We start from the raw sequence: 25,440 nt of genomic DNA on the forward strand, positions 1-25,440 counted from the left end.
TTTGGAGAACTAACTTGGTTTTGCAGGCAAGAGGCAAGACCAAAAAGACTCTTTGAATTATACTGAGTTTTTTCACGCAATCAAATATGAGTTCTTTATGTAATTTTTACACTACGGATAAATCCCGGTGTCTCTGAATAAAAATACTTACCAGTTTTCTATTTTTCATAATTGAAGTTAGACCGCTCTATACCCAAAATTAATTATGAATTGATTTTGTAATTGCTCAACACTCTTAACAAGAGACCGAGATAGAGATTAACTGAATAAATAGAAAAACTGCCCGACCTCAAACAACTATCAAAGGAGGCAAAAGAAGCCTTGATAGTAAAGCTATGAAAGAAAATCCAGAAACTAAAAACCGCAGAGCAAACTACAAGTAATCAAGACTCTCCACTAACTAAGACTAGTTGAGCAATTACAAATAAACAAGGGAATACTTAAAGTAGGTAGTCTATTTTATTTATAATTTATGACAGCGAACAGTTATGAAACGTCGAATCACTTAGGCCTGCAAGAGTGTCACAAACAGCTACAGCTAACGGTTCAATATCAAAAAATATTGGCGAGGATTCTGGCTAAGATTCGTGCATCTGTAAATATAGAATCTCTCTGTTCGACTTCTTGTCAAGATATTTGTCGGCAATTGAAGATTGAGCGAGTTGCAATCTACCGCTTCAATGAAGATTGGAGCGGTAGTTTTATCGATCGCTTGGGCTTTGCAGAACATCCTTGGGATGCATTGACCGCCTTTGGACAGGATTTAGTTTGGGAAGATTCACATTTGCAAGAAACTCAGGGAGGGCGATATCGCAAAAATGAGCCGTTTGCTGTAGCTGATATTTACGATGCAGGGCACGCTCGTTGTCATATTGAAGTATTAGAACAGTTTCAGATTCGGGCGTATGCGATCGCACCGATTTTTATTGGTGCAAAATTGTGGGGAATGCTTGCAGCTTATCAACACTCCGCTCCTCGGCAATGGTATCCTCACGAAGTCGAATTCTTCGCCCAAGCTGCCAGCCATCTTGGTGTAGCAATGCAGCAGACAGAAACCCTAGAACAAACCAAACAACGCACAGCAGAACTGCAAGATGCGATCGCACGCCAACGTGCGTTGACGGAAGTGGTAGGAAATATTCGCTCCTCTGTAAATACTGAAATTATTCTAGATACTGCCTGTCAAGAACTCTGCAAACTCCTGAAGTTAGAGCGGGCAGCAATTTATCGCTTTAATGAAGATTGGAGCGGCGAATTTGTCAGCCAATTCGGCATGGTAGAGGCGCAGTGGGATAGAATCAATCCCTTTGGCAGAAATCTCGTTTGGCAAGATACCCACCTCCAAGAAACGAAAGGTGGACGCTACCGCAATAACGAAAGTTTTGTTGTCAACGACATCTACCAAGCCGGACACTCGCGTTGTCACATTGATATTCTGGAGCAATTTAAGATTCGGGCATATACCTTAGCGCCCATCTTCATCGGCCCAAAACTGTGGGGATTGATAGCAGCATATCAACACTCTGGGTCGCGTCAATGGGCAAATTACGAAGTGGAGTTCCTCGGACAGGTAGGGGCACAATTGGGAGTCGCGATTCAGCAAGCCGAGAATTTGGCTCAGTCAAAACAACAGGCTTCTGCCCTACAAGATGCGATCGCAAGGCAACGAGCATTAACTGAAGTGGTTGGGAAAATTCGCTCCTCTTTAAATATTGATTTAATTCTAAAAACTACTTGCCAAGAAGTATGTAAACTGCTGCGAGTTGAGCGGGTTGGCGTTTATCGCTTTAATCCAGACTGGAGTGGCGAATTCGTCAGTAATTTTGGTATGGTTGAGGCACAGTGGGACAGTATTAATCCCTTTGGCAAAAATCTCGTTTGGGAAGATACCCACCTTCAAGAAACCAAAGGCGGACGCTACCGCAACAACGAAAATTTTGCTGTAGAGGATATTTATCAAGCTGGACACTCGCGCTGTCACCTAGAGATTTTGGAGCAGTTCAAGATTCGCGCTTATGCGTTAACCCCAATTTTTGTAGGACGGAATTTGTGGGGATTGCTGGCTGCCTATCAACATTCCGCACCGCGCCAGTGGGATAGTGTGGAAGTGGAATTTTTGGGACAGGTTGCTAGCCAACTGGGAGTGGCACTGCAAAGTTCTCAAATGGTGACTCAAATTCAAACTCGCGCTGATGAACTGCAACAATCGGCTGAACAGCGCCGGATTTTATTTGATTTGGTCGTCAAAATTCGGGAATCTTTGGATTTGGAGACGATCCTTAAGACTACAGTACAGGAAGTGCGGCGATCGCTAAATACAGATCGAGTTGGCATTTTCCGCTTCGATCCGAATGTTGGTTTCTGTAGCGGTGAATTTATTGCTGAGGATGTCTTACCCAAGTTCGATTCTGCCCTCGCCGTGAAGGTGCAAGACTATTGCTTCGGCGATCAATATGCACCGCAATATCGCCAAGGGCAAGTGCAAGTAATATCTGATGTCAACAGCGTTGGCTCGAAAGTACCTCATCTGGATGTGATTGAGCGATTCCAAGTCAAAGCACAGATTATTGTGCCATTGATGGAAGGGGATGAACTGTGGGGGTTATTGTGCATTCACCAATGCACCCATACACGTCATTGGGAAGAAGCGGAATTGGAATTTGTCACCCAAGTGGCGGCTCAACTCAGTGTAGCGCTGCGTCAAGCCAACTTATTTCAACAATCCAGTTTGCTGGGTCAAACTCGTGAAGAAGCGAATCAACTCGCCCAAGCACTGAATGAACTGCGTACTGCCCAAATGCAAATTATCCACGCTGAAAAAATGGCCAGTTTGGGGCAATTGGTGGCGGGAGTTGCCCATGAAATTAATAACCCGATTAATTTTATCCACGGCAACTTAGAACACGCTCATCAATACACGCAAGAATTGCTTCGCTATGTGCAACTTTATTGGCATCATTATCCTGATGCCGCACCAGAAATCCAAGAGTTCTTCAAAAAAGCCGAAATAGCGTATTTGGTCGAAGATTTACCTCAATTATTCCAGTCCATGCAGGTCGGCACTGAACGCATTCGGGAAATTGTCACATCTTTGCGGAACTTCTCGCGCCTAGACGAAGCTGACTTCAAACCAGCAAATATTCACGAAGGCATCGACAGTACATTAATGATTTTACAAAACCGTTTGAAGCCTTCAGCTGATAGCCTCACCATTCATGTGAGCAAAGATTATGGTACTTTACCTCTAATAGAATGCTATCCCGGTCAGTTGAATCAGGTATTTATGAATTTGCTGTCCAATGCCATTGATGCTCTAGAAGAACGAACCACAAAGGAATCTTCTGAAGCACTGGCAAAAAACCCCTGCAAAATCCGAATTTCTACCTCCCTGCTCAATAAAGATTGGATTGTCATTCGCATCGCCGACAACGGACTCGGCATAGATGAAAAAGTCCTTTCTCGACTGTTCGATCCATTTTTTACTACTAAGGTTGTCGGTAAAGGTACAGGTTTGGGACTGTCTATCAGCTATCAGATAGTTACAGAAAAACACAACGGTAAAATATACTGCCAATCTGAGCTTGGCAAAGGTACAGACTTTGTGATTGAGTTGCCGATTCGTCAGGTAACAACTAAAAAATAACTAGCTAATAGCAATTCTTTATGAAGGCGCATAGAAAGAACCCCACCGCCTGCGGCACCTCCCCTTACCAAGGGGAGGTTGGGAGGGGTCAAAATAATGTGTAGCCTCATATAAAATTGGTATCAGGTCAAGGAGTTAGACCAGGAATAGACAAAGAAGCAAAGTGATGATTTTTCCAACTCACCTGAAAAATTATCACTCAGCACTCACTATTGTTTTGGTAACAGCAGTATTACATAATTGTTTTACCTTTTCTGTTACCCAATCAACACGATCCTTTCCCCAAAACCTCTCACCTTCGACTACCCAAGTTGGGACTCCGGGACAGCCAAACTGTTCGTATTCTGCCAAAGCCGCAACTGCTGCAAGTTTTGCTGCTTCCCCGTAGATTAACTCAAGAATGCGATCGCCATTCAACCCAACATCATCTGCGACTTTCTTAATCACAGACTCATCGTTGACATCAAGTTGGTCAATGTACGTCGCTCGAAAGAAGGCGGCATCCAGCAGATGCTCCTTCCCAGTTCCACAAGCAGCGTAATATGCTCTCGCGGGAAGTTCTTCGCGACCAAATTTCATTTTCTCCCAGCGCTTGACCCACCTACCAAATTCTTCAAATTCTTTTAGCCGAATTTCAATGCCGTACTTTTTCGCCCACCGCAGACAATCTTCTTTGTGATACGACGATAACAGGGCGTTTTCACTTCGCCCTTGTAAATCAACTATCTTTATACCTCGCTCCTTTGGTATGTAAATTGGTCGTCGTTCAATATCAACAGGTAAACCCTGCAATGCTTTTTCAGCAAGAGCGATACCAATATATGAATTTGACGAGTGGTAAATCGAGTATGAGTATACTTTGATTCGCTGCGACATCTTGGCTACCGTAGCTACCTAACTGATAATATTACGAACTAGCGATCGCAGCAGTAGGCAATATTCAATCATCAGAGTCCCCAATCCCCAATCCGTATCTGATTGCTACAGTCGCGGTGAAAAATACTAAGCTGGTAGATAGCACGTTAAAACTTTAGCGGAAATTCGCGATCGCATTCATCGGCGGTTTAGAATTCCCCATTGGCGAACTACCTGTAATTACATTATGTTTGATGCATTATCTGACCGTTTAGAATCCGCCTGGAAAAAACTGCGGGGACAGGACAAAATTTCTCAATCCAACATTCAAGATGCATTGCGCGAAGTGCGCCGCGCCCTGTTGGAAGCAGATGTCAATCTCCAGGTAGTAAAAGATTTTATTAGCGAAGTCGAAGCCAAGGCACAGGGAGCCGAGGTAATTAGTGGCGTGCGACCTGACCAACAGTTCATCAAAATTGTTCATGATGAACTGGTGCAGGTGATGGGAGAAGAAAATGTTCCCATCGCAGAAGCCCAGGCACAGCCTACTATTATTCTGATGGCTGGGTTGCAAGGTACTGGTAAAACCACAGCTACCGCTAAGTTAGCCTTACATCTGAGAAAATTAGAGCGTAGCTGCTTGTTGGTGGCGACAGACGTATATCGCCCAGCAGCGATCGACCAGTTGGTGACGTTGGGTAAGCAAATTGACGTACCAGTATTTGAACTAGGAAGCGACGCCGATCCCGTAGAAATCGCAAGGCAAGGTGTAGAACGCGCCAGAGCAGAAGGTGTCAACACAGTAATTATTGATACTGCTGGACGCCTGCAAATTGACGAAGATATGATGGCGGAATTAGCCCGCATCAAAGCAACAGTCCAACCCCATGAAACTCTGTTGGTGGTGGACGCAATGACTGGTCAAGAGGCCGCCAATCTTACCCGCACCTTCCACGAACAGATTGGAATTACTGGGGCAATTCTCACCAAGTTAGATGGTGATAGCCGTGGTGGTGCTGCGCTTTCGGTGCGAAAGATTTCGGGAGCGCCGATTAAATTTGTGGGCGTGGGTGAGAAAGTCGAGGCACTGCAACCGTTTTATCCCGATCGCATGGCATCCCGAATTTTGGGAATGGGCGATGTGCTAACTTTGGTAGAAAAAGCCCAGGAAGAGTTTGACTTAGCTGATGCTGAGAAAATGCAGGAGAAAATTTTGTCAGCAAAGTTTGACTTTACTGACTTTCTCAAGCAGCTGCGGATGCTAAAGAACATGGGTTCTCTGGGAGGCTTGATCAAGATGATCCCAGGGATGAACAAGCTTTCAGACGATCAACTCAAACAGGGAGAAACCCAGTTAAAGCGCTGTGAGGCGATGATTAACTCCATGACTCGCCAAGAACGCCACGACCCCGATTTATTAGCCAGTTCTCCCAGTCGGCGGCGGCGGATTGCTGCTGGCTCAGGCTATAGAGAGTCAGATGTCAGCAAACTGGTGGGTGATTTCCAAAAAATGCGATCGCTCATGCAGCAAATGGGTCAAGGTGGCTTCCCTGGAATGCCGGGAATGTTCGGCGGTGGCGGCGGTATGGGCAACGCCTTCGCCGGTGCTGGTAATCGTCCCGCAGCCCCAGGATGGCGAGGTTATGATGGTGCCTCAGCCACAAAAAAGAAAAAACCCAAAGATAAAAAGAAAAAAGGCTTTGGCAATCTTTAGTCATTAGGCATGGGGCATTGGGCATTGGTAATTTGCTAATGACCGAATGGCACTAACGAAAAGGCGAAAGGCTTGTGTCACCTCGTTCCCAGTCTGAAGACTGGGAATGTATTCCAAGAGGCTCTGCCTCTGGTCAAGCCACTGGAGGCTCCGCCTCCAGGCTCTTAACCCGTTAGGGTAAAGCTTATAGCTTTACAATTGTGCCATTCGCTAATGACCAATGACAAAGGACAAATCACTAATGACAAATAGCAGCAAATGCTAGGCAGTGCTAAAATTAGCATTTCGACCTCAGAATTTATTAGCAGAGGAAACTAACCCTTAATTTATCGGCAGCAGCCAGATTTAGGTTACTTCCTCACCAATTAGTTGCTAATTAATATCTAACTACAGGAGAATGATTCTTCAACCATGATCAAACTGCGCTTGAAACGATTCGGTAAAAAGCGGGAAGCAAGTTACCGCATTGTCGCCATTAACAACCTCGCTCGCCGCGATGGCCGTCCCTTAGAAGAATTGGGTTATTATAACCCCAGAACTGATGAAGTGCGACTAGACGTTCCCGGTATCGTCAAGCGACTACAACAAGGCGCTCAACCCACTGATACCGTTCGTCGCATTCTAGTAAAAGCTAATGTTTTTGAGCAGGTCAGTGCAACAGCCGCATCATAATTTCGGAACAAAACTCCCAACAGCTAGCCCCAACTATGTTGAGCTGGTTCGGTTTTTGGTACAGCCGTTTTTGGAATCTCCAGAAACATTAAGCGTCGATTGTGAAATTTCTCAGGCCCTCAACCGGGTTTGGGTTCGCATCGCCTTTGAAAGCACAGATAAAGGAAAAGTGTTTGGTCGAGGGGGACGCAATATTCAGGCAATTCGTACAGTAATTGCCGCAGCCGCAGCCGCAGCTGGGCAATCAACATACCTGGATATCTACGGCAGCACCACTCCGGGCCGGGAGGGTATGTCTTTTGATGAAGACACTGAAGATCGATCGCCACCGCCGATTAAGAGAGAACCGCGAAATGATGGGCCTAAACCCATTGTTAAACCGCGCCTCCGTTAGGTTGAAACTAGAGAGTAAATCTGAGCGGTTGTTGTTACCTCCGCTCAGAATTTTTATAAAGATGGAAAGTAACAAAAAGATTTTTAAATCTTTTTTTGAACTCTTCACCAGTAGGGGCTATGCCCTCACCCCCAGCCCCTCTACCATGTTGGGAGGGAGTAAATTCTCCAGTTCCCTTTCTCCCATATTGGGAGAAGGGGTTAGGGGATGAGGGCAAGCTGTACGCCCCTATGGATGATTAATTTGTTGCAAATATTTTTCAAAATGTAGGTAATAAAAGTATAAATTCGCCGTTAGCGAGAAAAATTAACCTTTGTCAAATACAGATCCTCACCAATTAAGAAATACTATGGCAGGTGCCTTAACAATTCAGCTGCCGAATATTACCAGTGCGATCGCTCTAGCTGGAGATGGAGAAGAAAATCTCAAAATCTTATCTCAGCAAACAGGAGCCACTTTAGTGCTACGCGGACAGGAATTAGTAATTTCTGGTACTGAAAAGCAAATTGATTTGGCTTCTCGATTAGTGCGATCGCTTGAAGACCTCTGGATTAAAGGCAATACTATTTCCAGTGCGGATATTTTAACAGCCCGTCAAGCCATAGATAGCGATCGGCAAGGGGAACTACAAGATTTACAGCGAAATGTCCTCGCCAAAAGTCGCCGGGGTGAAGAAGTCCGTGCCAAAACCTTCCGCCAGCGTCAATATATCGACGCACTCCGCAAACGCGATCTTACCTTTGGAATTGGCCCTGCTGGTACTGGCAAGACTTATCTCGCTGTTGTTGTCGCCGTCCAAGCACTCCTTGCCAACCAATTTGAAAAGCTAATTTTAACTCGCCCTGCTGTCGAAGCTGGTGAAAAGCTCGGTTTTTTGCCTGGAGACTTACAGCAGAAAGTTAATCCCTATCTTCGTCCACTTTACGATGCTATTTATGAATTTATCGATCCAGAAAAAGTACCCAGTTTAATGGAACGCGGTGTAATTGAAGTCGCACCACTGGCTTATATGCGGGGACGCACCCTTAATAACGCTTTTGTAATTGTAGATGAAGCGCAAAATACTACACCTGCTCAAATGAAAATGGTTTTAACTCGTTTGGGTTTCCGTTCGCGGATGGTGATTACAGGCGATATGACACAAACTGATTTACCACTTCACCAACAATCGGGTTTAGGAGTAGCTTTACAAATTTTAAAACACGTTGAAGGTATTGCTTTTTGCGAATTTTCTCAAAAAGATGTCGTGCGCCATCCGCTAGTTCAGCGCATTGTTGCGGCTTATGAACAATACGAAAAATAGAGATTGAGAATGGGGCATGGGGCATTGGGCATTAGTTATACCAATTTGAAAAAAGAATGCGACAAATAAACCATTTGTAGAGACGCGATTCATGAGCCAGCGCGTTGCGGGGGTTCCCACGGCAGTCGCTCATGGGGGGAACCCCCAAGACCGCGCTGCCTCCCCGTTGTAGCGACTGGCGTCGCGTCTTTACCCAAGGATATGTTGCAATCATTAATTGAATTGGTACTATGAATCATCGTTTAACCAACGACAAATGACAAAGGACAAATGACAAATGACCACAACATTAAAAGACTTTTTAGAAGCTTGTGAGACTCTTGGAACTTTGCGTTTAATTGTTACTAGCAGCGCGGCTGTATTAGAAGCACGGGGCAAGATTGAAAAGCTATTTTATGCAGAATTACCAAAGGGTAAGTATGCAAATATGCACACCGAAGGCTTTGAATTTCATTTGAATATGGACAGAATTATTCAGGTTAAATTTGAAACAGGTGAAGCGAAAAGAGGTAACTTTACAACCTATGCCATTCGGTTTTTAGATGATAAACAGGAGTCTGCTTTAAGCTTATTTTTACAATGGGGTAAACCAGGAGAATATGAACTAGGACAAGTGGAAGCTTGGGAAACTTTAAAAGAGAAGTATGGGGAAGTTTGGCAACCTTTACCAGCAGAAATTTAATACAGCTAAACTGATAGGGGTGGAGGAAATCGGATATCTGCACTGAACTGCTCGATATTAACGCTGCGATGAATCGGTAAAATATATTCTAAATTTTCGTGGGGACGGGGAATAATGTGATTAGAAAGTACCTCGCCACCGTCAACTCGCAGCACCGCCTTTAATCCTGCTGTCACTGCTACATTCACCTCGCCTATAGCTCCTCGAATTAAGACAGTAATTCGTCCCAAATCAGTGTTTTCATAACCAACAAGGGTTACACGGGCAGCTTTACACATGGCATCTCCCACTTCCACTGCTGTGGGAACGCCATAAACTTCAATCATACCTAATGCCAATGTCATGCTATCACTATAAATTTGGGATAGGGCTAATTATCTCACTACAAAGTTTTAATTTATTACAGAAAATTACTTAATTTTTAATCGGTAAACAATAACCATTAAATACAAAACTGCTAATGCTTGTAATCAAGGTAATTTGGAGTTTTTGCTTGCTGTTTTTATTCCTTATGTGGGATGGTGAAGCTTTTGCAGGAGAGTTATCTCAAAGGTTAGCAAATTTTCCTCAATGGGAAAAACTAACTTCAGTGCAACCTGCTTCGGGTGATTTAGTTTACCCTGAATGGATGGCTGGAACTTGGAAAGTTACAAGTACCTTAGTAGATTTAGCTGCACCTTTAGCACCAGAAATTGTAACACCAGGGTTTGAAGGTAATCATCGGCAATTAAATCAGCCTGTGAGTTTTGTAGTAAGATTTGTGAAACAGCAACCACCTATTTCTGGATTAAAAATACTTACTCAGATAGGTGACAAATCCCCAATTTTAGTAGCGGATAGAGCGTTTAATAGCTTGAATTTGGTAAGAGCTTATTTAGGGGATAAAGCAGTGTTATCAGTCAAAGTAGATCCAGATTCACCTAATCGTCAAATTACGTTCTTGCGTAGCAGTCGCCAACTAGTTTCTATTGTGACTGCACGTGCTACAGAAACTACCCCTGATGGCAAGTTCATCACCACAGAAGTGTTTCAACAACTATTTAAAGGCGGTTCGCGCCCCTATTTAAACTCTGTAGAATCTACTACGGCTTATCATCAAGTTTCAACATCTAATCCGGTGATTGAAGCAGATCAAGTTACTGCTGTCTATCTTTCATCCCAAGATCCAGATTACTTTAAAGCTGGTTTTCGACCAGTTGCTCTCTACCGCTATCGCCTCGAATTTTTCCCTCAAGAGCTACCAACTACTCCCAAAGAGTGATTTGTCATCTAGCTCTTGACTACTTCTGTAACACATTTGTAGTATATAAATTCCAAGTTTACGATCGCGCTCTTGGACGGTGTGCATCATGGCCAAATTTCAAGATATTGTCAATTACTTTCGCTCTGATTGGAAGCTGAGTCTCTTTAGTATTGGAGCATCCAGCGTTTACGAAGTTATTGATTTGGTTGTCCCTTATGCGATCGGACAGATTTTAAACATTTTATCTGCTCAACCCTTGGACAAACCACTTCAAAGTGCGATCGCAACTTTTTCGGACATCACCAATTACCCAGTTAATAAAACTCTATCTTTGGGTGTATTACTGGGTTTAATTTTCGTTGTCACCGTAGTGAGAGCGCCAACACAACCCTGGTTAACCAATTGGTTTCATTGGGATATAGCTTTCAGGTCGCGTCGAGAGAAAAACGAAACAGCGATCGCTAAAGTTCTGACTCTGCCACTAGAATTTTATGATGAAAACAACCCTGGACGCATTGCCGGAAGAGTAGCTAGAGGTGTTTCTAACCACACTTGGGCATATCCCGAAATCGCCGGACAGTTGATTCCTAAACTGGCTCGTGTACTGGGGATTTTTGTGTTCATCTTGTTCATTGAATGGCGGATTGCAATTGTATATCTAATTTCCTTTGTAATTATTCTCAGCTTCAGCTTGAAGCATTTACAGCAGTTGATTGAGTCCGAAAGTCGTGTAGATAAGTATGGAGAGAACACCGAAAGCCGCACTTCTGAATTAATCACCAATATCAAAACGGTGAAAGCATTTGCTACAGAAGCTAATGAACTAAAACGCCAAAAGCAACGTTTGGATCGCGAACTAATGGTGCTTAATTATCGCATTCACAAAGGTTATACGATATTGGGTACTTGGCAAAGAACTGTAATTCAGTTTTGTGTGTTTGCAATACTGGGTTTGACTTTAGCAGCAACAGTAAATGGAAAAATTTCTCTCGGTCACTTTGTCATGACCTTAACTCTTTCTAGCATGGCTTATGCCGAATTAGAACCTATTAGTAGCTTGGCAGAAGTTTTTGCCCGTCGTTATTCTTCCATGCTACGGTTTCACGAATTTCTGCAAGAGCCAATTGCATCTGATTCAGCAACTCTTTTAGAAGAGAGTAAGCAACTAGAATCACCTTATAAATTTACTGGAAAAATTGAGTTGTCACACCTCACTTTTGGATATGAAGCCAACCGCCAAGTTTTGCAAGATATCAACTTGTTGATTGAGCCATACCAAACAGTGGCATTAGTGGGGCGTTCCGGTTCTGGTAAGTCTACTTTAGTGAAATTGTTGTTGCGATATTTTGAACCTCAAGCAGGTCAAATTCTGATTGATGGTCAAGATATTCGCACTTTGGATGTCGGTAAGTATAGACGGAGATTAGCGATCGTTCACCAAGAAGTAGACGTTTTCAACGGTACTATCTTGGATAACCTGACTTATGGCAGAACGAATGCCACTTTCGAGCAGGTTCAAGAAGCCTGTAGAATTGCCAGAGTCGATGAAGTAGTGCAGCACTTACCCAAAGGTTATTACACTGTCGTGGGAGAACGAGGTGTCAGGTTATCTGGAGGACAAAGACAACGCTTGGGAATTGCTAGAGCATTGTTAGTGGAACCAGACGTGCTGATTTTTGACGAAGCCACCTCTAGTTTAGATTATGAGTCTGAGCGTTCAATTCAGCTAGCGATGCGATCGATTCAGGGCACTTGCACTACCATTGTTATTGCCCACCGTTTAAGCACAGTCCGGGAAGCTGATAAAATTGTCGTTCTAGAGCAAGGAAAGATTGTAGAAGTGGGTAGCCACGATGAACTCTTGCGTTACGAGGGTATTTACCGCCGCTTGCACTCCCTGCAAGAAACAGGAGAACTCCTGAGTTAGGGGACATACACATTTTGGATTTTGGATTAACCCCATAAATGAATCCACCTGATTAAATCGACTTTATTCACAATAAGGTCGATTTCTTTATAGATATCTTCAAAAATTAAATATGTGTTATCTAAAACCCTTTCGCGTCTGTTCGGTGGTATAACTAATATTATCAAATGGGGAATTTGCTCCTATTCCCCAAGAAAAGCGTTAGCCATTGAAATTAGTTTTACGCGCTTGGATGAAGCGCGATAAGTAAAGTAAACGATCCATTGATCGCTACTGGATACTAATCACTAATCGAAGTCTTCCAATCAGAAAAAACTAAGATTTACTCTTATCTGCTTCTTTCTGTGCCGCCTCACTGTATTTTTTATAAAGTTGAGTACGAATTTTAGCTTCTTGATAACGGCTGTGGGTTTGTGGTACCGTACTCATTAAATCTGAAGCCCGTTGCCACTTAGCAGCAATCTCTAACCACTGAGTTGAGGTTGTAGCTGTTTTTCCAGATGCAGAAGCTTGGTTGGCAATTCGCACAGATATTTGAAATGGATCGTCAGAAGGCTCAGAAAAGGTATTGTTAGGAGCGCGAGACGGTGTTTGGGCTTTGCTATCGTTAGTGTTTTCTGTAGTTAAAGATTTGGAAGTTTCTGGTTGTATTAGGTTTTTCAATTTATTACCTAGCTGGGCATAAACAACCCAACTAAGCAATAACAGCGAGCATAAACCTGCTGCTGCTAATATCTTTGTTTTAGGTTTATTTTTGTATTTTTCTTTGTTAATGAGTACTAAAGGACGAGAGACTTGAGTTTTAGGATAATTTGGTTTTCCTAGTTCAGCTTGAGCTTCTGTGAAATCTTTAATTAATTGCTTTACAACATTTGGCTGAATTAATGTAATTTCCTGTGACCAAAGCAATTGATTTTCGCGATCGCTATCTATTTCTTTTAACCACAGCAATTGTTGTTCTCGAACAATCCGACTGTTGATCTTGACGCGGCGAATGTGACGCGGGGCGATAGACTCAAGAATTTGCTGGATTTGTTCTACCAGGGGAGATTGCTCAAGTTGCTCTACTTTAGCTGCCTCGCACAGAATTTGTAAGACACCATCAGAAAAAATGGCTCTAGTTCTGACACACGACTGGGCTAGCTTTTCGTTCAATAACTGAATAATCGCCGCAACGCTGCCTTGGTGAGCTTGCCAAGCTATATCGTTTATCCGGTCTATCACCTGAAATTTAGTGATAGCTCTTCCACCCTGACTGATTAACGTATTCATTAATTTAGGGACTCTTTTCTACTGACCTTGATCTTGTCTTCGATTTTACGAGTAAAAAGATGAGTTGCCAAATAATATCACAAATGTGGAAATCTGGAGCCTTCTTTTTCGGTTTGCTAAGGACGCTCGCTGACGCTCAGTTAATTTGTACGCTTCTGAGCCTTGAAAACGTGCAATTCTCCGGCTGAAACTCTGCTTTTCAGGTAACGCCCATGCTGACGAAGGAGTCACCTGTTTGACATAATACACGATCGCGTCTTTTTGCGTTGGCGTAGCCCGCCGCAGGCATTGCCTTTAGTCAGAGTGAGGTAGGTGAATACACTCTGTTTCCGATGCCAAGTGCCGACGATATGCGATCGCAAGGTTCATAAACTAAACAAAATAGTCGTATCGGGATACTTTTGTGAGGAATTATCGTTTTTTTTACCTTTTTGCCACAATGGCAATACTAAATAGCACAGCGATCGTTACATTAGAAGATATATAAATAAAAATCAACAATGATTTTTTTTCGTTCGCAGTTCACACAAAATCATGAGTGCAAGTACCATTATTTCCGATAATCCCTTACTCCAAGGCACTGGTTTACCTCAATTTACAGAAATTAAACCAGAACGAGTAGTACCCGCCTTCAATCAGTTGCTAGCAGAACTTGACCAGCAACTTGCCACCTTAGAGGCTAATGTACAGCCGACTTGGAGTGGTTTAGTAGAACCCTTAGAAAAGCTGACAGAACGGCTTACCTGGAGTTGGGGGGCGGTAAATCATTTAATGGGTGTTAAAAATAGCCCGGAACTGCGCGAAGCTCATGAAATCGTACAGCCACTAGTCGTACAATTTATCAACAAACTCGGTCAAAGCCAACCCATCTACAATGCTTTTAAGGCACTTCGTAGCAGTGATAGTTGGGCAACTTTAGAATTAGCCCAACAGCGCATTGTAGAAGCCGCCATTCGAGATGCAGAACTTTCTGGTGTTGGCTTAAAAGGAGAAGCAAGAGACCGTTTCAATGCCATTCAGATGGAGTTGGCAGAACTTTCTACCAAATTCTCTAACCATGTACTTGATGCCACGAAAGCCTTTAGCTTAACCCTGACAACAAAAGCAGAAATTGACGGTTTACCACCAAGTTTGGTGAGTTTAGCCGCTCAAGCTGCACGAGCAGCGGGAGAAGAGAACGCCACACCAGAAAATGGCCCTTGGCGCATTACTTTAGACTTCCCCAGCTACGGCCCTTTCATGCAGCACAGTACCCGTCGAGATTTGCGTGAAAAGCTCTACAAAGCTCATATCACTCGCGCTTCTAGTGGCGATTTAGATAATAACCCGTTAATTGTGCGTATTTTGGAGTTACGGCAAGAACTCGCAGATATACTTGGCTTTAAGAGTTTTGCCGAGTTGAGCCTTGCAAGTAAAATGGCTCCTAACGTTGAGGCAGTTGAAGCACTATTAGAAGAACTACGCCAGGCCAGTTATGATGCTGCTGTCAAAGACTTAAAAGAACTCCAAGCTTTTGCTGCATCTTATGGAGAAGAATATCAAGATTTAAAACATTGGGACATCAGCTTTTGGGCAGAACGCCAACGAGAAGCAAAATTTGCCTTTACCGCTGAAGAATTACGTCCCTATTTTCCCCTTCCCCAAGTGCTAGATGGCTTGTTTGGACTTGTTAAGCGGCTATTTGGTGTTACAGTAACCCCTGCTGATGGCCAAGCCCCAGTATGGCATGAAGATGTCCGTTATTTTCAAATAGCCGATGAAACTGGTTCTCCCATCGCTTACTTCTACTTAGATCCCTATAGCCGTCCAGCAGAAAAACGTGGTGGTGCTTGGATGGATGTATGCATCAATCGTGCCAAAAATGAAAATGATGCAACTGCCATCCGTTTGCCTGTGGCTTATTTGATATGTAACCAAACTCCCCCAGTAGATAGTAAGCCGAGTTTGATGACTTTCTATGAAGTAGAGACTTTGTTCCACGAGTTTGGTCATGGATTGCACCACATGCTCACCAAGGTTGACTATGCGGGAGCCGCAGGTATCAATAATGTGGAATGGGATGCAGTGGAACTACCCAGTCAGTTTATGGAAAACTGGTGTTATGAGCGACCCACTTTGTTTGGTATGGCTAAACACTACGAAACTGGAGAAGCTCTACCAGAGCATTATTATCAAAAGCTGCTAGCGGCGCGTAATTATATGAGTGGTACTGGTATGTTACGCCAAATTCACCTTAGCAGTGTTGATTTAGAACTACATTACCGCTATCGTTCTGGCAGCAATGAAACTCCAGCAGATGTGCGTCATCGCATAGCTAAGACTACTACTGTTTTACCACCACTTCCAGAAGATTCAATACTGTGTTCTTTTGGGCACATTTTTGAGGGTGGTTATGCAGCAGGTTACTACAGTTATAAATGGGCTGAAGTCCTTAGTGCTGACGCTTTTGCCGCTTTTGAAGAAGCTGGGCTAGAAAATGAAGAAGCTATAAAAGTGACAGGTCGGCGTTATCGGGATACGGTACTAGCACTCGGTGGTAGCAAGCATCCAATGGAGGTGTTTAAAACTTTCCGGGGTCGCGAACCAAGTACGATCGCTTTGCTCAGGCACAATGGTTTAGTAAGTGCTGCTGCAAACTAAACAACACAACTGTAGAGATGTTGTATTGCAACGTCTCTACATCAAATCTTTGCTTATACCAATTCAATCGATGAATCGGTGTAAAGTCAAGACGCGATGAATCGCGTCTCTACAAATGGTCTATTTTTTCCATTCTTTTTTCAAATTGGTATAGCAACAGTCAAGGTGGTTAGGACATCAACAGACGATAAAACTTAGACACAAAAAGGCTTTTCACCCAGTCCCCAGTCCCCAGTCCCCAGTCCCTTGCTATATTAAAAATTTTTTCCTAGTTTAAGGTGTTCCTGGAAGAATGGGTTCTCCGGCAACATCATCTAAACGGATGCTGCTTAACAAATTTCGCCACTCTGCTTTCAGGGCTGCATCTTGAGGATTTTTTTGACGCAGTTCAGCCAACGTTGTCAGTGCCTCGTACCATATCCCATTTTGGGCATAGATAGCATAGCGCTTTAGAGGTTCTGCCGTTTCTAGTTGTTTGACTGTTGGTTGACTGAGGTTAACTCGTTTTATTACCCCTTCAACAAAACTTGGGGGAGCATTCTGTTGCTTGTCACAGTTAATTGTGAAAAACCAGCGGTATTGTTGGCCTACTGCTAAAGTGGGAGCAGTACTAGGCAAAGAAACGCGGATGACTCCGGGCTTATCCGGTAGAGCGATCGCTTTTTTGTATACCTCGTTAGCATCTGGATCTTGCAACACAAATTCAACTGTATAGGGCAAATCTTTGGTATATGGCACATAGAAAAACCAACTTGGATGTTCTACTGTTGTTTGTCCCCAGACATTAATCACTGAGTTAGCTTCCTGAGTAAAGGGGACTAAAGCAGTCAGGTCAGGTTTAGTAAGTGGACATCCCTCCGGCCCGGTGCGCTTCGCTCCACCACGAACGCGACCTCCAGGAGGGGAGCCAGCTGGAATTGGAGGTTGATTAAAGGTTTTAGCTTGAGCAAGGATTGTTTTAGTATCAGAGCGATTAGGGGTTGGTTTCGCCAGTACTGGAGTCAGACTAACTGATAAACTTGTACAGCTAAAAGCTACTACTAAAAACAGCTTTATCGGTTGTGAATTTGAATTCATAGAAACCTGACCTCATCGGATTTTAGATTTTAGATTTTAGATTTTAGATTGGGCACTGGGCGTTAGGAGTGCTGTTAGCGGAAAGCTAAGGTTTAGCCCGTGCTGAGTTAGGAGTTAGGAGTTTTGTTTATCTCCTTGTCCCCTTGTCCCCTTGTCCCCTCATCTCCTCTGCTCCTCTGCTCCCCTGCTCCCCTGCTCCTATTCCCCATTCCCCGCCCGCACTTTTGTTTTTGAATTACTATAAATTGACATTAAAACTCCCATAGCTAACAACGATAAAGCCGACGGTACGAAAGGCACCCAAGCACCTGAAATTAACAGACCAAAGCAAACTACATACAAAACGCTAGAAGCAACACCCATTGCCAACGCCAACCAGGGTAAAGAAAACCTGCGCCAAGCTAGGACTCCCCCAATCAAAGACCAGCCCCAAATCCAGATTACCTCTGCCCACCATGACCAAGCTCGCAGCAACGGCCGCCCATCCTGGACTGCACCAAGGATCTGGCTGACCATGTGAGCTTGTACCAGTACTCCTGGCATTTGCTCGTCTAAAGGAATGCCATAAGGTGTAGACCAAGTGTCTGGAGAATCCCCCTTTGCAGTCACACCAATCAAAACAATCCGGTTTTTGATGGCGTTGGGGTTAATTGGACTAGATAAAAATTGCGTTAGCGTTACCTGTTCGGCTATTTCTTTTGAAGAACGATAGTTGAGTAAGATTTGACCGCCATTAGCATCAATATTTTGATAGCCACCAGTACGAAACTTCAGATTCTCAAAAATAGTCTTACCCAACTGCAAATTTCCTTCAGGGGTGAACTTTGTTTGAATTCCTAAAGGGTGCAGATAAAGGGATGCTAGTTGTAAACTGAAGGAATATGGAGTAAAACACGATGATGTGGTCTCCTGATTCATGAACAGAAGATGCCGACGAATAACTCCATCGCGATCGTGAATAAAGTCACTGAATCCCAGATTTGCTGGAGGGATTTCTGGTGGCGGCTTAATGCCTTTGATATTTCCTGTGCGATCGCTCCCCTTGCATACGCCAACCAAGTTCTGAGTTTGCTGGAGACGAGTAATTAAATCTGGCTCTTTGGCCTGAAAATCACGGTAGACATCTAAGCCGATCGCGCTGGGTTGGTATTGATTCAGTTTTGCTAAGAGTTTATTCAGAGATTTTTCAGAAATAGAAGCTCCAATTAAGGACTCGCCATTTTGTCTTTGAATTGCTAAATCCTCATCGTCAATTGTGATAATCAACAGTCGAGGATCGAGTCCTTCTGTGGGGCGCGATCGCATCATTAAATCAAAGGCTTGAATCTCTGGATTTTCTAGCAATCCCACCAATCTCACGCCACAAACCAAGGCTGTAACTGCCAAGCTGGATAACACAGTTCTCTTAAATCTGCGTTTGTTAGACAAAGGTAAACTTGCTGGCTCTTCATCTTCAGATTTTGTAGACCTTAATTCATCCCAAGTCGGTGGTATCTGCGCCGGATTTTGGCAAATTACTGGTAGCCAAGTTGCACAAGGAAATCTATCTTCAAGTCCTTGCAAGCGTTCCCGCGCTTGGCGTACCGCTTGATATAAAGACTCGCCACCGGCAAAGCCTTCGAGAAAATATTTTAAAAACTCCTTCGCAACCTGGTCTGGGACGGGTTCGCGCATGACAATTATTTGAGGAATTTGCAAATCAGCTAATTCTCGCGCCAATCCCAAGCCATCACAGGAGTTAAATATAGCTAATTGCAAACCATTTTCAATGGCTTTTTTGAGAGCGTACTTTAACTCGCCAATGGTAAGACTATCAGTTCTATTCAGATAAATTCGTCCGCTTTCGCCATTTCCTTGACTGGAACTGTGTCCGGCAAAGAAGAGAATATCCCAGTTTTTTCCCCAGAGATGCTCAGTCAAGTCCTTACGTTGTGGTTCTACCAAAAAGCTCACCTGTGCGTTACTACACTGTTGCAGTAAAGCTCGATCGGCTTGGGTGTCAATCCCTTTACTATTGCCTACAATTGCCAAAATATTGACTAATTGATTGAGAGTGCGTGGCTTGTGAATGCGATCGTAAGATGGTGAAGAAAGGGCAATTTCAGCTTTGGGATAGCGTTCTAATAACTCCCACAGATGCCAGGGTAATAGCTGCAATTGGCTATTTTCTGTTTGCAAAATTACCCGTACTTCGTCGCTGGATGATAATCTTTCTAACCATTTTTCCCTCAAAGGGCGAAATTCCTCTGCTCGCAGCCAGGTATTAAAGCGTGCCCGCAAAATATGAGAAGCGTTTTCGCAGTCTTGCACCATCGATACATTCGTCACTTGCATTTTGTCAGCATGGAGGCGATAACGATTACCTATCTGCCGATAACTAGACTGCCAATGACTATAATAGAGCGGCATTTCCGGGAATGAAGGGAGCCTCCCAGTGATTTCGGTTGTAGCACGCTCGTGTTCTTCACCAATTTGGAGGGTGACAGCAAACCCCTGCTCAAAACTACCCTCTCCAAATTTGATCGCCACTAATTTACCCATAACCGTCGCTATTTCCCCATGCAAGATCGTGCCCTGTTCTAATGTCCGATCGCAAGCTTCACAAGTATCTACAGATTTTTTTCAAAATCCCCAAAAACTAGCTTGGATTTTTAATTTTTAATTTTCAATTAATGAATTATCACTTAATAAATTACTGACAAACAAGGAAGATAGTTACATATTTCAAATTCGGAAATATTCGGTAATACTGGTATTATCCAAGGCGACCCTAACACTAAATTGCTCTGTAGGTTCACCACGAAACTGCAACTGAATGTAGTTGTCTGATTTTCTCGATTGAGCGTCAAGAAATATTGCTCCTGAACTATCTATAACAGTGAGATGAACTCCTGGTGGCAAGTAAATTTGATTTCCAGTGGCGTGCAATTGGAGATGAATACTAGTTTGTCGATCTTTTTCGGGGCTGATTTCTACAATCAACATCACAGGTTGGTTGTGGATTTGGATACCTAAATCAATCACTTTTGCCCGTTTAGTAATTGATTCTGGTTGTTTGAGGGTATCTAATTCTAAAGTTTCAACACTGCGAAAGGCATAATTTGGCATAAGTTCCGGCACATTCCACAGCGATTCAATAGTTTCCCAACCAGTCTCAAATATACCAGCAAACCATTGGCTCAAATTCACTAATGAATTCAGTGGAGATTGACGCAGTTCCCAGATGCGATCGATAAACGCTTCTAATGGTTGCAGTTGCGCTAAAGGAACTGTTTGGGTTGCTACACTAGGGATAAAACCAAGCAGCCTTGCTTCTTCGAGCGATTCATCAAATTGAACTATTAAATAACCCACCCGTTCTTCCCAAGTTTCTGGAGGAATAAAACATATCTCCTGATGCAGATGGACAGGGCGACACTCCAGACGGCCAATTGAGGGCAGTTCTAAATCAGCGACATCCCCACAAAGGCGCACAATCGGGTTCCAACTGTCACTAGCTTGAAGATCGGTAGGAATATCCATCATCTGCAAGTAGTCATTCACCACCCATACAGCTAAAGTATTCAGCCGGACTTGCTCTGCTTTTTCAAGATTTGGTTGCTGGTTAGCAAATTGCTGGGCTGTTACGCGGGCTGTTTGGGAAATTGGCAATGTTAAAGCGAAATCATCTAGCTGATAGGTGGAGTTATTCATAAGTCAATTTCTAGGGTTCAATGCTGCTATGTATATATCACCCGCATTCAATAAATTTATGCCACAAAACTGAATACTGGAAAAAGATAATTAGGATTGGGGACTGGGGACTGGGGACTGGGGATTAGGTAAAAATATCCCATAAAATTGAGGGATTGTTTGTATATTATTAAGATGATATGGGAGATAGAGGTTTTAAGTCTTTAGACTTCTATCAAGATAGCGTCAAGCTACTAAAAGCAGCTTATCGACTAGCAGATAGGTTGCCAACTTTTGAGCGTTACAATTTGAGCGATCAATTACGAAGATCGGCTTGTAGTGTTTTACTGAACATAGCTGAGAGCTACGGACGTTCTCATTATCTAGATAGATTGCGTTTTATGTACATTGCTCGTGGTTCATTAACTGAGACTAAAAGTGCTTTCATTATTGCTGAAAGCCTGGGGTACTGCAATACAGAACAATTACACTGGGTTAGTCAACTTAAAGACCAGATTGAAAAAGGTCTTAACGGTTACTGTCGTTTCATTCGTTCCCAACAACAAGGTAAAGAAGAGTATGGCACTAGATTAGGTAATTGGTGATTAGTGATTGAGAGATTTGAGGTTTTGAGCTAGATGAACGAGTCCCCAATTCCCAATCCTCAATCGCCAGTCCCCAGTCCCCAGTCCCCAATCCCCAATCCCCAGTCCCTAATCCCCAATCCCCAGTCCCCAGTCCCCAATCCCCAGTCCCCAGTCGCCAATCCTCAAATCACAACCAATTACCAATCAATACATAAGCAGACCAAAAGCTTGGCGCTCTGTAATTGGGATGTTTCAGCAGTTGTAGTTGGGCACGATGGACTGCTTCGGCTTTGGTGATTTTGCCACTCTTGAGTTCTCGATAGAAGGCACTAACAAACATCGCTGTTGATTCATCATCAATTTGCCACAAAGAAGCGATGGTACTACGTGCCCCAGCTCGGACAGCTGCTCCTGCAAGACCCAGTGCTGCACGGCTGTCTCCTGTTGCTGTCTGGCAAGCACTCAAAACCAATAATTCTACTACGGTTTTACCCTGGCTGTGGAAGAGAGTATCAAAATCTTTGACATTTATCTGACCATCGAAATCTAAAATAAAAGTGTCTTCGAGGCGGGAGCTAAACTGACCGTGGGTTGCCAAATGCACTATGTTGAATGAAGCAGCATCAATTTCACTTTCCAAATTCTTTTTCTTAAAATCCCCATCCAATAGGCTAGTTGTCGAAACTCCTGCTTTCGTAATACCGTCAAATTCAGATTTGATCGCCAGCAATGGTGCAAACTTGGGAAATCCTGGCGGCGGCTGAGTCAGTCCTGCGGTTAGCGCTCTGAGCTGCTGTTTAATTAGCGGTTTCGGGTCGAGGAGTTGTAGACCGACGCTCAGGGCGATCGCATACTTCTCTACTAAATATTGTTTACCATCGTAAAGAGCTGCCATTGGTAAATTGCGTAATGGCCCATCTAGGACGAACACTAACGTATCGACACCACTTTGCTGCAATTGTGACTCAATGGGTTTAAGCAGCCAACTGTAAACTTGTTGCGATTGGGTTTGGACGATCTTAGTAGCAGTTGGATCGACAAGATTTCTTCGCAGTTTTATTAAGAGTTGCTCTACTTCCCCTTGGGAAATCTTGGTACTATAGCTTTGCAGAGATTGTTTGGGAATTTTGACAATTACCTGGAGTTCGTCACGAAGAATAATTGGATAAAGGATGGCAGCCTTGGTATTGTCTTTGTCTACTACTTGATCAAGGGCTACTTTCTGGCCTTGCAGACAAGCTTCTTGAAAGAAGTCGTCTAATTCTGCTAGTTGGAGTGCTTCAATCCGTTGGCGTGCTTTATCCAATATTTTTTCATTTGGTTTTCCTTTTTGAGATTGCAGCAGTAACTCTACTGACTGGCGGTAGACGGGTTCTACACTGTCCCGGAAATCAAATTGTACATCCTGGTTTACTACATCTTTATTGACTACTAAATCTCTGCGGAGAGATTCAAGAGTGTCTACAGCAGCATCATAAGCGGCGATCGCACCATTAATATCTTTTTGTGCCCAAAGCAATCTACCTAACTGCCACTCCAAGCTATAGGTAATTTCTGGTGCATTGCTACTTTGTGCCAAAGCTAATCCTTGCCGAGTCAGGTCTTGCGCTTCTGGCCACTGTCTGGTTTCTTCGTACAAGCCGCCTAAACTCTTTAGAGCATAAGCCTCTGCCCGCTTGTCTTCTAAGCTGCGGGATTGCTGGATGGCACTAGCGAGTAATTTTGCTGAATCTTTTGTACTTAATCCTGAGTAAAAACTATGACTCGATGCTTGTAAGACACCACTCTTGACTTTTGCCAAACTTTCTGAAAAGTTAACATGAGCGTAAATACTCGCACGGCTGAGGGGGAGTTGCCTGAGTTGGGACTCAATCGACGGCAAAAGAGTTTGCACCTTTGCCCATTCTTTATCTTCGATCAGTAGTCCCAGGTGATTGAGTTGTGCTTGAACTTTTGTGAGGGGTGAGGGAGATAGTGCGACTGTTTTTTGATAATAGGCGATCGCCTGTTCCTTTTGATTTTGTTTACGGGCATTATTCCCCAAGCTGAACAGACTAGCCCCAATATCAGCGCTTGATTGGAGATTTTGAGCAATTATCAGACTTTCTTCTAATGCTTGACGTGACTTTTTCAAATCGCCCAATACCAAAAGAGCATCACCGAGCGATCGCAAACTCACTGTCTTTTCTAGAGAATCTGGTTGAGATTTTAACGTCTGACTTATTCGATCGAGTGTTTTGATCGCGCGCGGGTAAAATCCTTGGGTGCGCCAAGCTTGTGCTTGATTGATTAGCGATCGCACCACACCACTTTGATTATCTGCTTGTTTGTAAATTTCTTCTGTTTGCTGCCAAGTTGCCAAAGCCGCTTCGGACTTTCCCATTGCCAATTGCAGACGACCTTGAATATCTAGTGATTGGGCAAATATTTGCAGATTTTGGTTTTTATCCGGTTCTTGGAGTACATTTAAGCTTTCTGTAATTGCCTGCTGCGCCTGATTCCATGCACCGAGTTGCTGGTAAGCTAGGGAAAGATTACCCAATGTGGCTGCTAGTGCAAGGCTCTCCCCTTGCTGCTTATATATTTGGATAGCCTGTTGTAAAACTTCTACAGCTTTGGCAAAGTTGCCATTACTGTATAAAACTTTGCCCTGCTGTAAGAGTGAGGCGGCATCAGTGGGCACAGCCAGCGATACTATACTATTTATTGGCAGTTGGGATAAAGAATTGATTGAGCCAGGAACTTTTGCTAGCACTGGTGAACCGAGAATGCATAGCAAAGCGACCAGGAAGTACAAAGGCAAACGTAAAAAGTGAGTTAGGGGGGTGAGCCAGCGCGTCCTTGCCGTTTCTCGACCCCTGCTTTTAAACTTTAGAGAATTTGCGCCAAAAATCCTAGTTGTTTTAGCCATAAGCATGACGAGAGGTAGGTGATAACCAGAAACACATAGGATGAACTATTAGGCTAACAGGCTAATGTTACCATCTCTATTCCCGATCAATCTTTGAGCTTCCACAATTTTCTTATTTATAGCGATCGCGGTGAAACTTGATTAACAAAATAAATGAAGTACACGGGTAGAGGCACAACATATTGGTGGTACCCCTACGATTATCTCTACCTCATCATGTAATCTGTTGTAGTTAAAAAGCGATCGCTAACCTTAATCAAAAACTCACTGAAATCGCCTTCTCCAATAATCCGGTCTGCGCTTGCTATGTGCTATTGCAACAATCCAGATAAACTCTTCAATTTCTGCATAGAAGATGAGATCAGGAAAATGCTGAATCACATAACGACGCAGCCCTACAATTTAATACAGCGCTTTTATGTTCGAGTTTTGCTGAATCTTGCTAATAGACTGTTCCACTTCAGATAAAAAATCTAGCCCTAGACCTGCTTTTTGCTTCTCGTAGTAGCCGAAATTATCTAACTCTTCTCGTGCTTTGGTGTGGATAATAATCGGCTTCACGAATACTTGTCTCGCAGTTCAGTGAATACCTTATCTGACTGTTCACCAGAAACTATTCCACTACTAATATCTTCCAACCTTTGTGTTAACTGAATATCCCAAGCAAGGTCTATATCTTTATCCACTTCTTTGTCTAAAGAATGGATCAAAAAGTAAGCAAGCTCTGCACGCTCTTCTATGGATAGCTGAGAAAGTTCAAGCCTAAGTTTCTCTACCGTTTCTTCCCAATGCCTATAGGACTCATATTTGATTGCGTGAAAAAAACTCAGTACAGCTTTATTCCTTCT

19 protein-coding genes are annotated in these 25,440 nt (G+C 43.4%); 10 read left to right on the plus strand and 9 right to left on the minus strand.

Translation table 11 applies throughout. The features are described 5' to 3' along the window. Positions 1 to 472 precede the first annotated feature (472 nt). Positions 473 to 3,643: a GAF domain-containing protein gene (locus RM049_RS19660; RefSeq protein ID WP_322705344.1), complete on the plus strand. Its 3,171-nt coding sequence runs from the start codon at positions 473 to 475 to the stop codon at positions 3,641 to 3,643. 195 nt (positions 3,644 to 3,838) lie between these two features. On the opposite strand, the gene RM049_RS19665 is transcribed toward RM049_RS19660, so the two are convergent. Next, a complete protein-coding gene (locus RM049_RS19665; protein WP_322705345.1) occupies positions 3,839 to 4,519 on the minus strand; it encodes a DsbA family protein in 681 nt (226 codons plus the stop codon). A gap of 226 nt (positions 4,520 to 4,745) precedes the next feature. On the opposite strand from RM049_RS19665, the gene ffh reads away from it, so the two are divergent. The 5 genes from ffh to RM049_RS19690 all read left to right on the plus strand — a co-directional run bounded on the left by ffh (position 4,746) and on the right by RM049_RS19690 (position 9,263). Beyond that, positions 4,746 to 6,212 carry a signal recognition particle protein gene (gene ffh / locus RM049_RS19670; protein ID WP_322705346.1) on the plus strand — a complete coding sequence of 489 codons (1,467 nt, stop codon included), beginning with the start codon at positions 4,746 to 4,748 and terminating at the stop codon, positions 6,210 to 6,212. A gap of 411 nt (positions 6,213 to 6,623) precedes the next feature. Then, positions 6,624 to 6,884: a 30S ribosomal protein S16 gene (gene rpsP, locus RM049_RS19675; protein WP_322672514.1), complete on the plus strand. Its 261-nt coding sequence runs from the start codon at positions 6,624 to 6,626 to the stop codon at positions 6,882 to 6,884. Continuing rightward, on the plus strand, positions 6,847 to 7,278 hold the full coding sequence (locus tag RM049_RS19680; protein WP_322672513.1) for a KH domain-containing protein: 432 nt from the start codon (positions 6,847 to 6,849) through the stop codon (positions 7,276 to 7,278). The genes rpsP and RM049_RS19680 overlap by 38 nt, the downstream gene beginning before the upstream one ends. Positions 7,279 to 7,627: 349 nt before the next feature. After that, positions 7,628 to 8,581 carry a PhoH family protein gene (locus RM049_RS19685; protein WP_322672512.1) on the plus strand — a complete coding sequence of 318 codons (954 nt, stop codon included), beginning with the start codon at positions 7,628 to 7,630 and terminating at the stop codon, positions 8,579 to 8,581. A 277-nt stretch (positions 8,582 to 8,858) separates the two neighbouring features. Then, positions 8,859 to 9,263: a ChuX/HutX family heme-like substrate-binding protein gene (locus RM049_RS19690; RefSeq protein WP_322683193.1), complete on the plus strand. Its 405-nt coding sequence runs from the start codon at positions 8,859 to 8,861 to the stop codon at positions 9,261 to 9,263. Positions 9,264 to 9,268: 5 nt separating this feature from the next. Here the strand turns inward: RM049_RS19690 and RM049_RS19695 are convergent, their stop codons facing one another. Continuing rightward, positions 9,269 to 9,607: a carbon dioxide-concentrating mechanism protein CcmK gene (locus RM049_RS19695; RefSeq protein WP_322705347.1), complete on the minus strand. Its 339-nt coding sequence runs from the start codon at positions 9,605 to 9,607 to the stop codon at positions 9,269 to 9,271. A 116-nt stretch (positions 9,608 to 9,723) separates the two neighbouring features. Here RM049_RS19695 and RM049_RS19700 point away from each other — a divergent pair, with 116 nt between their 5' ends. Together RM049_RS19700 and RM049_RS19705 are read left to right on the plus strand one after the other, a co-directional pair. Next, positions 9,724 to 10,524 (plus strand): DUF6816 family protein, encoded by an 801-nt coding sequence (locus RM049_RS19700; RefSeq protein WP_322705348.1) that lies wholly within the window; start codon positions 9,724 to 9,726, stop codon positions 10,522 to 10,524. Positions 10,525 to 10,612: 88 nt separating this feature from the next. Then, a complete protein-coding gene (locus tag RM049_RS19705) occupies positions 10,613 to 12,433 on the plus strand; it encodes an ABC transporter ATP-binding protein (RefSeq protein ID WP_322705349.1) in 1,821 nt (606 codons plus the stop codon). Positions 12,434 to 12,748: 315 nt separating this feature from the next. Here RM049_RS19705 and RM049_RS19710 read toward each other — a convergent pair whose 3' ends face one another. Beyond that, on the minus strand, positions 12,749 to 13,705 hold the full coding sequence (locus tag RM049_RS19710) for a hypothetical protein (RefSeq protein ID WP_322705350.1): 957 nt from the start codon (positions 13,703 to 13,705) through the stop codon (positions 12,749 to 12,751). A 534-nt stretch (positions 13,706 to 14,239) separates the two neighbouring features. Here RM049_RS19710 and RM049_RS19715 point away from each other — a divergent pair. Continuing rightward, complete coding sequence (locus RM049_RS19715; protein ID WP_322705351.1) at positions 14,240 to 16,345, plus strand: M3 family metallopeptidase; 2,106 nt, start codon at positions 14,240 to 14,242, stop codon at positions 16,343 to 16,345. A 273-nt stretch (positions 16,346 to 16,618) separates the two neighbouring features. Here RM049_RS19715 and RM049_RS19720 read toward each other — a convergent pair whose 3' ends face one another. The 3 genes from RM049_RS19720 to RM049_RS19730 all read right to left on the minus strand — a co-directional run bounded on the left by RM049_RS19720 (position 16,619) and on the right by RM049_RS19730 (position 21,115). Next, positions 16,619 to 17,422: a DUF928 domain-containing protein gene (locus RM049_RS19720; RefSeq protein WP_322705352.1), complete on the minus strand. Its 804-nt coding sequence runs from the start codon at positions 17,420 to 17,422 to the stop codon at positions 16,619 to 16,621. A 198-nt stretch (positions 17,423 to 17,620) separates the two neighbouring features. After that, the gene (locus RM049_RS19725; RefSeq protein ID WP_322705353.1) at positions 17,621 to 19,963 is read right to left on the minus strand and encodes a CHASE2 domain-containing protein; all 2,343 of its coding nucleotides are present in this window, start codon (positions 19,961 to 19,963) and stop codon (positions 17,621 to 17,623) included. Between the two features lie 183 nt (positions 19,964 to 20,146). Next, a complete protein-coding gene (locus RM049_RS19730) occupies positions 20,147 to 21,115 on the minus strand; it encodes a DUF1822 family protein (RefSeq protein ID WP_322705354.1) in 969 nt (322 codons plus the stop codon). Positions 21,116 to 21,294: 179 nt separating this feature from the next. Between RM049_RS19730 and RM049_RS19735 the strand changes: the two genes are divergently transcribed. Further along, positions 21,295 to 21,699, plus strand: a complete 405-nt coding sequence (locus RM049_RS19735) for a four helix bundle protein (protein WP_322705355.1) — start codon at positions 21,295 to 21,297, stop codon at positions 21,697 to 21,699. A gap of 169 nt (positions 21,700 to 21,868) precedes the next feature. On the opposite strand, the gene RM049_RS19740 is transcribed toward RM049_RS19735, so the two are convergent. The 3 genes from RM049_RS19740 to RM049_RS19750 all read right to left on the minus strand — a co-directional run. Further along, complete coding sequence (locus tag RM049_RS19740) at positions 21,869 to 24,592, minus strand: CHAT domain-containing protein (protein WP_416212650.1); 2,724 nt, start codon at positions 24,590 to 24,592, stop codon at positions 21,869 to 21,871. A gap of 402 nt (positions 24,593 to 24,994) precedes the next feature. Then, positions 24,995 to 25,153 carry a hypothetical protein gene (locus tag RM049_RS19745; RefSeq protein WP_322705357.1) on the minus strand — a complete coding sequence of 53 codons (159 nt, stop codon included), beginning with the start codon at positions 25,151 to 25,153 and terminating at the stop codon, positions 24,995 to 24,997. Next, positions 25,150 to 25,440, minus strand: a 291-nt coding sequence (locus RM049_RS19750) for an addiction module protein (RefSeq protein WP_322705358.1), incomplete at its 5' end; no start/stop codon positions are given. The genes RM049_RS19745 and RM049_RS19750, both read right to left, overlap by 4 nt.

Source organism: Nostoc sp. DedQUE04 (assembly GCF_034530995.1).
Classification (GTDB): Bacteria; Cyanobacteriota; Cyanobacteriia; order Cyanobacteriales; family Nostocaceae; genus Nostoc.

Excerpts from the sequence above, each read along its gene's own strand:
- RM049_RS19660 (WP_322705344.1), top strand. The coding sequence starts at position 473 with ATGACAGCGAACAGTTATGAAACGTCGAATCACTTAGGCCTGCAAGAG.
- RM049_RS19665 (WP_322705345.1), bottom strand. The coding sequence starts at position 4,519 with ATGTCGCAGCGAATCAAAGTATACTCATACTCGATTTACCACTCGTCA.
- ffh (WP_322705346.1), top strand. The coding sequence starts at position 4,746 with ATGTTTGATGCATTATCTGACCGTTTAGAATCCGCCTGGAAAAAACTG.
- rpsP (WP_322672514.1), top strand. The coding sequence starts at position 6,624 with ATGATCAAACTGCGCTTGAAACGATTCGGTAAAAAGCGGGAAGCAAGT.
- RM049_RS19680 (WP_322672513.1), top strand. The coding sequence starts at position 6,847 with ATGTTTTTGAGCAGGTCAGTGCAACAGCCGCATCATAATTTCGGAACA.
- RM049_RS19685 (WP_322672512.1), top strand. The coding sequence starts at position 7,628 with ATGGCAGGTGCCTTAACAATTCAGCTGCCGAATATTACCAGTGCGATC.
- RM049_RS19690 (WP_322683193.1), top strand. The coding sequence starts at position 8,859 with ATGACCACAACATTAAAAGACTTTTTAGAAGCTTGTGAGACTCTTGGA.
- RM049_RS19695 (WP_322705347.1), bottom strand. The coding sequence starts at position 9,607 with ATGACATTGGCATTAGGTATGATTGAAGTTTATGGCGTTCCCACAGCA.
- RM049_RS19700 (WP_322705348.1), top strand. The coding sequence starts at position 9,724 with ATGCTTGTAATCAAGGTAATTTGGAGTTTTTGCTTGCTGTTTTTATTC.
- RM049_RS19705 (WP_322705349.1), top strand. The coding sequence starts at position 10,613 with ATGGCCAAATTTCAAGATATTGTCAATTACTTTCGCTCTGATTGGAAG.
- RM049_RS19710 (WP_322705350.1), bottom strand. The coding sequence starts at position 13,705 with ATGAATACGTTAATCAGTCAGGGTGGAAGAGCTATCACTAAATTTCAG.
- RM049_RS19715 (WP_322705351.1), top strand. The coding sequence starts at position 14,240 with ATGAGTGCAAGTACCATTATTTCCGATAATCCCTTACTCCAAGGCACT.
- RM049_RS19720 (WP_322705352.1), bottom strand. The coding sequence starts at position 17,422 with ATGAATTCAAATTCACAACCGATAAAGCTGTTTTTAGTAGTAGCTTTT.
- RM049_RS19725 (WP_322705353.1), bottom strand. The coding sequence starts at position 19,963 with ATGGGTAAATTAGTGGCGATCAAATTTGGAGAGGGTAGTTTTGAGCAG.
- RM049_RS19730 (WP_322705354.1), bottom strand. The coding sequence starts at position 21,115 with ATGAATAACTCCACCTATCAGCTAGATGATTTCGCTTTAACATTGCCA.
- RM049_RS19735 (WP_322705355.1), top strand. The coding sequence starts at position 21,295 with ATGGGAGATAGAGGTTTTAAGTCTTTAGACTTCTATCAAGATAGCGTC.
- RM049_RS19740 (WP_416212650.1), bottom strand. The coding sequence starts at position 24,592 with ATGGCTAAAACAACTAGGATTTTTGGCGCAAATTCTCTAAAGTTTAAA.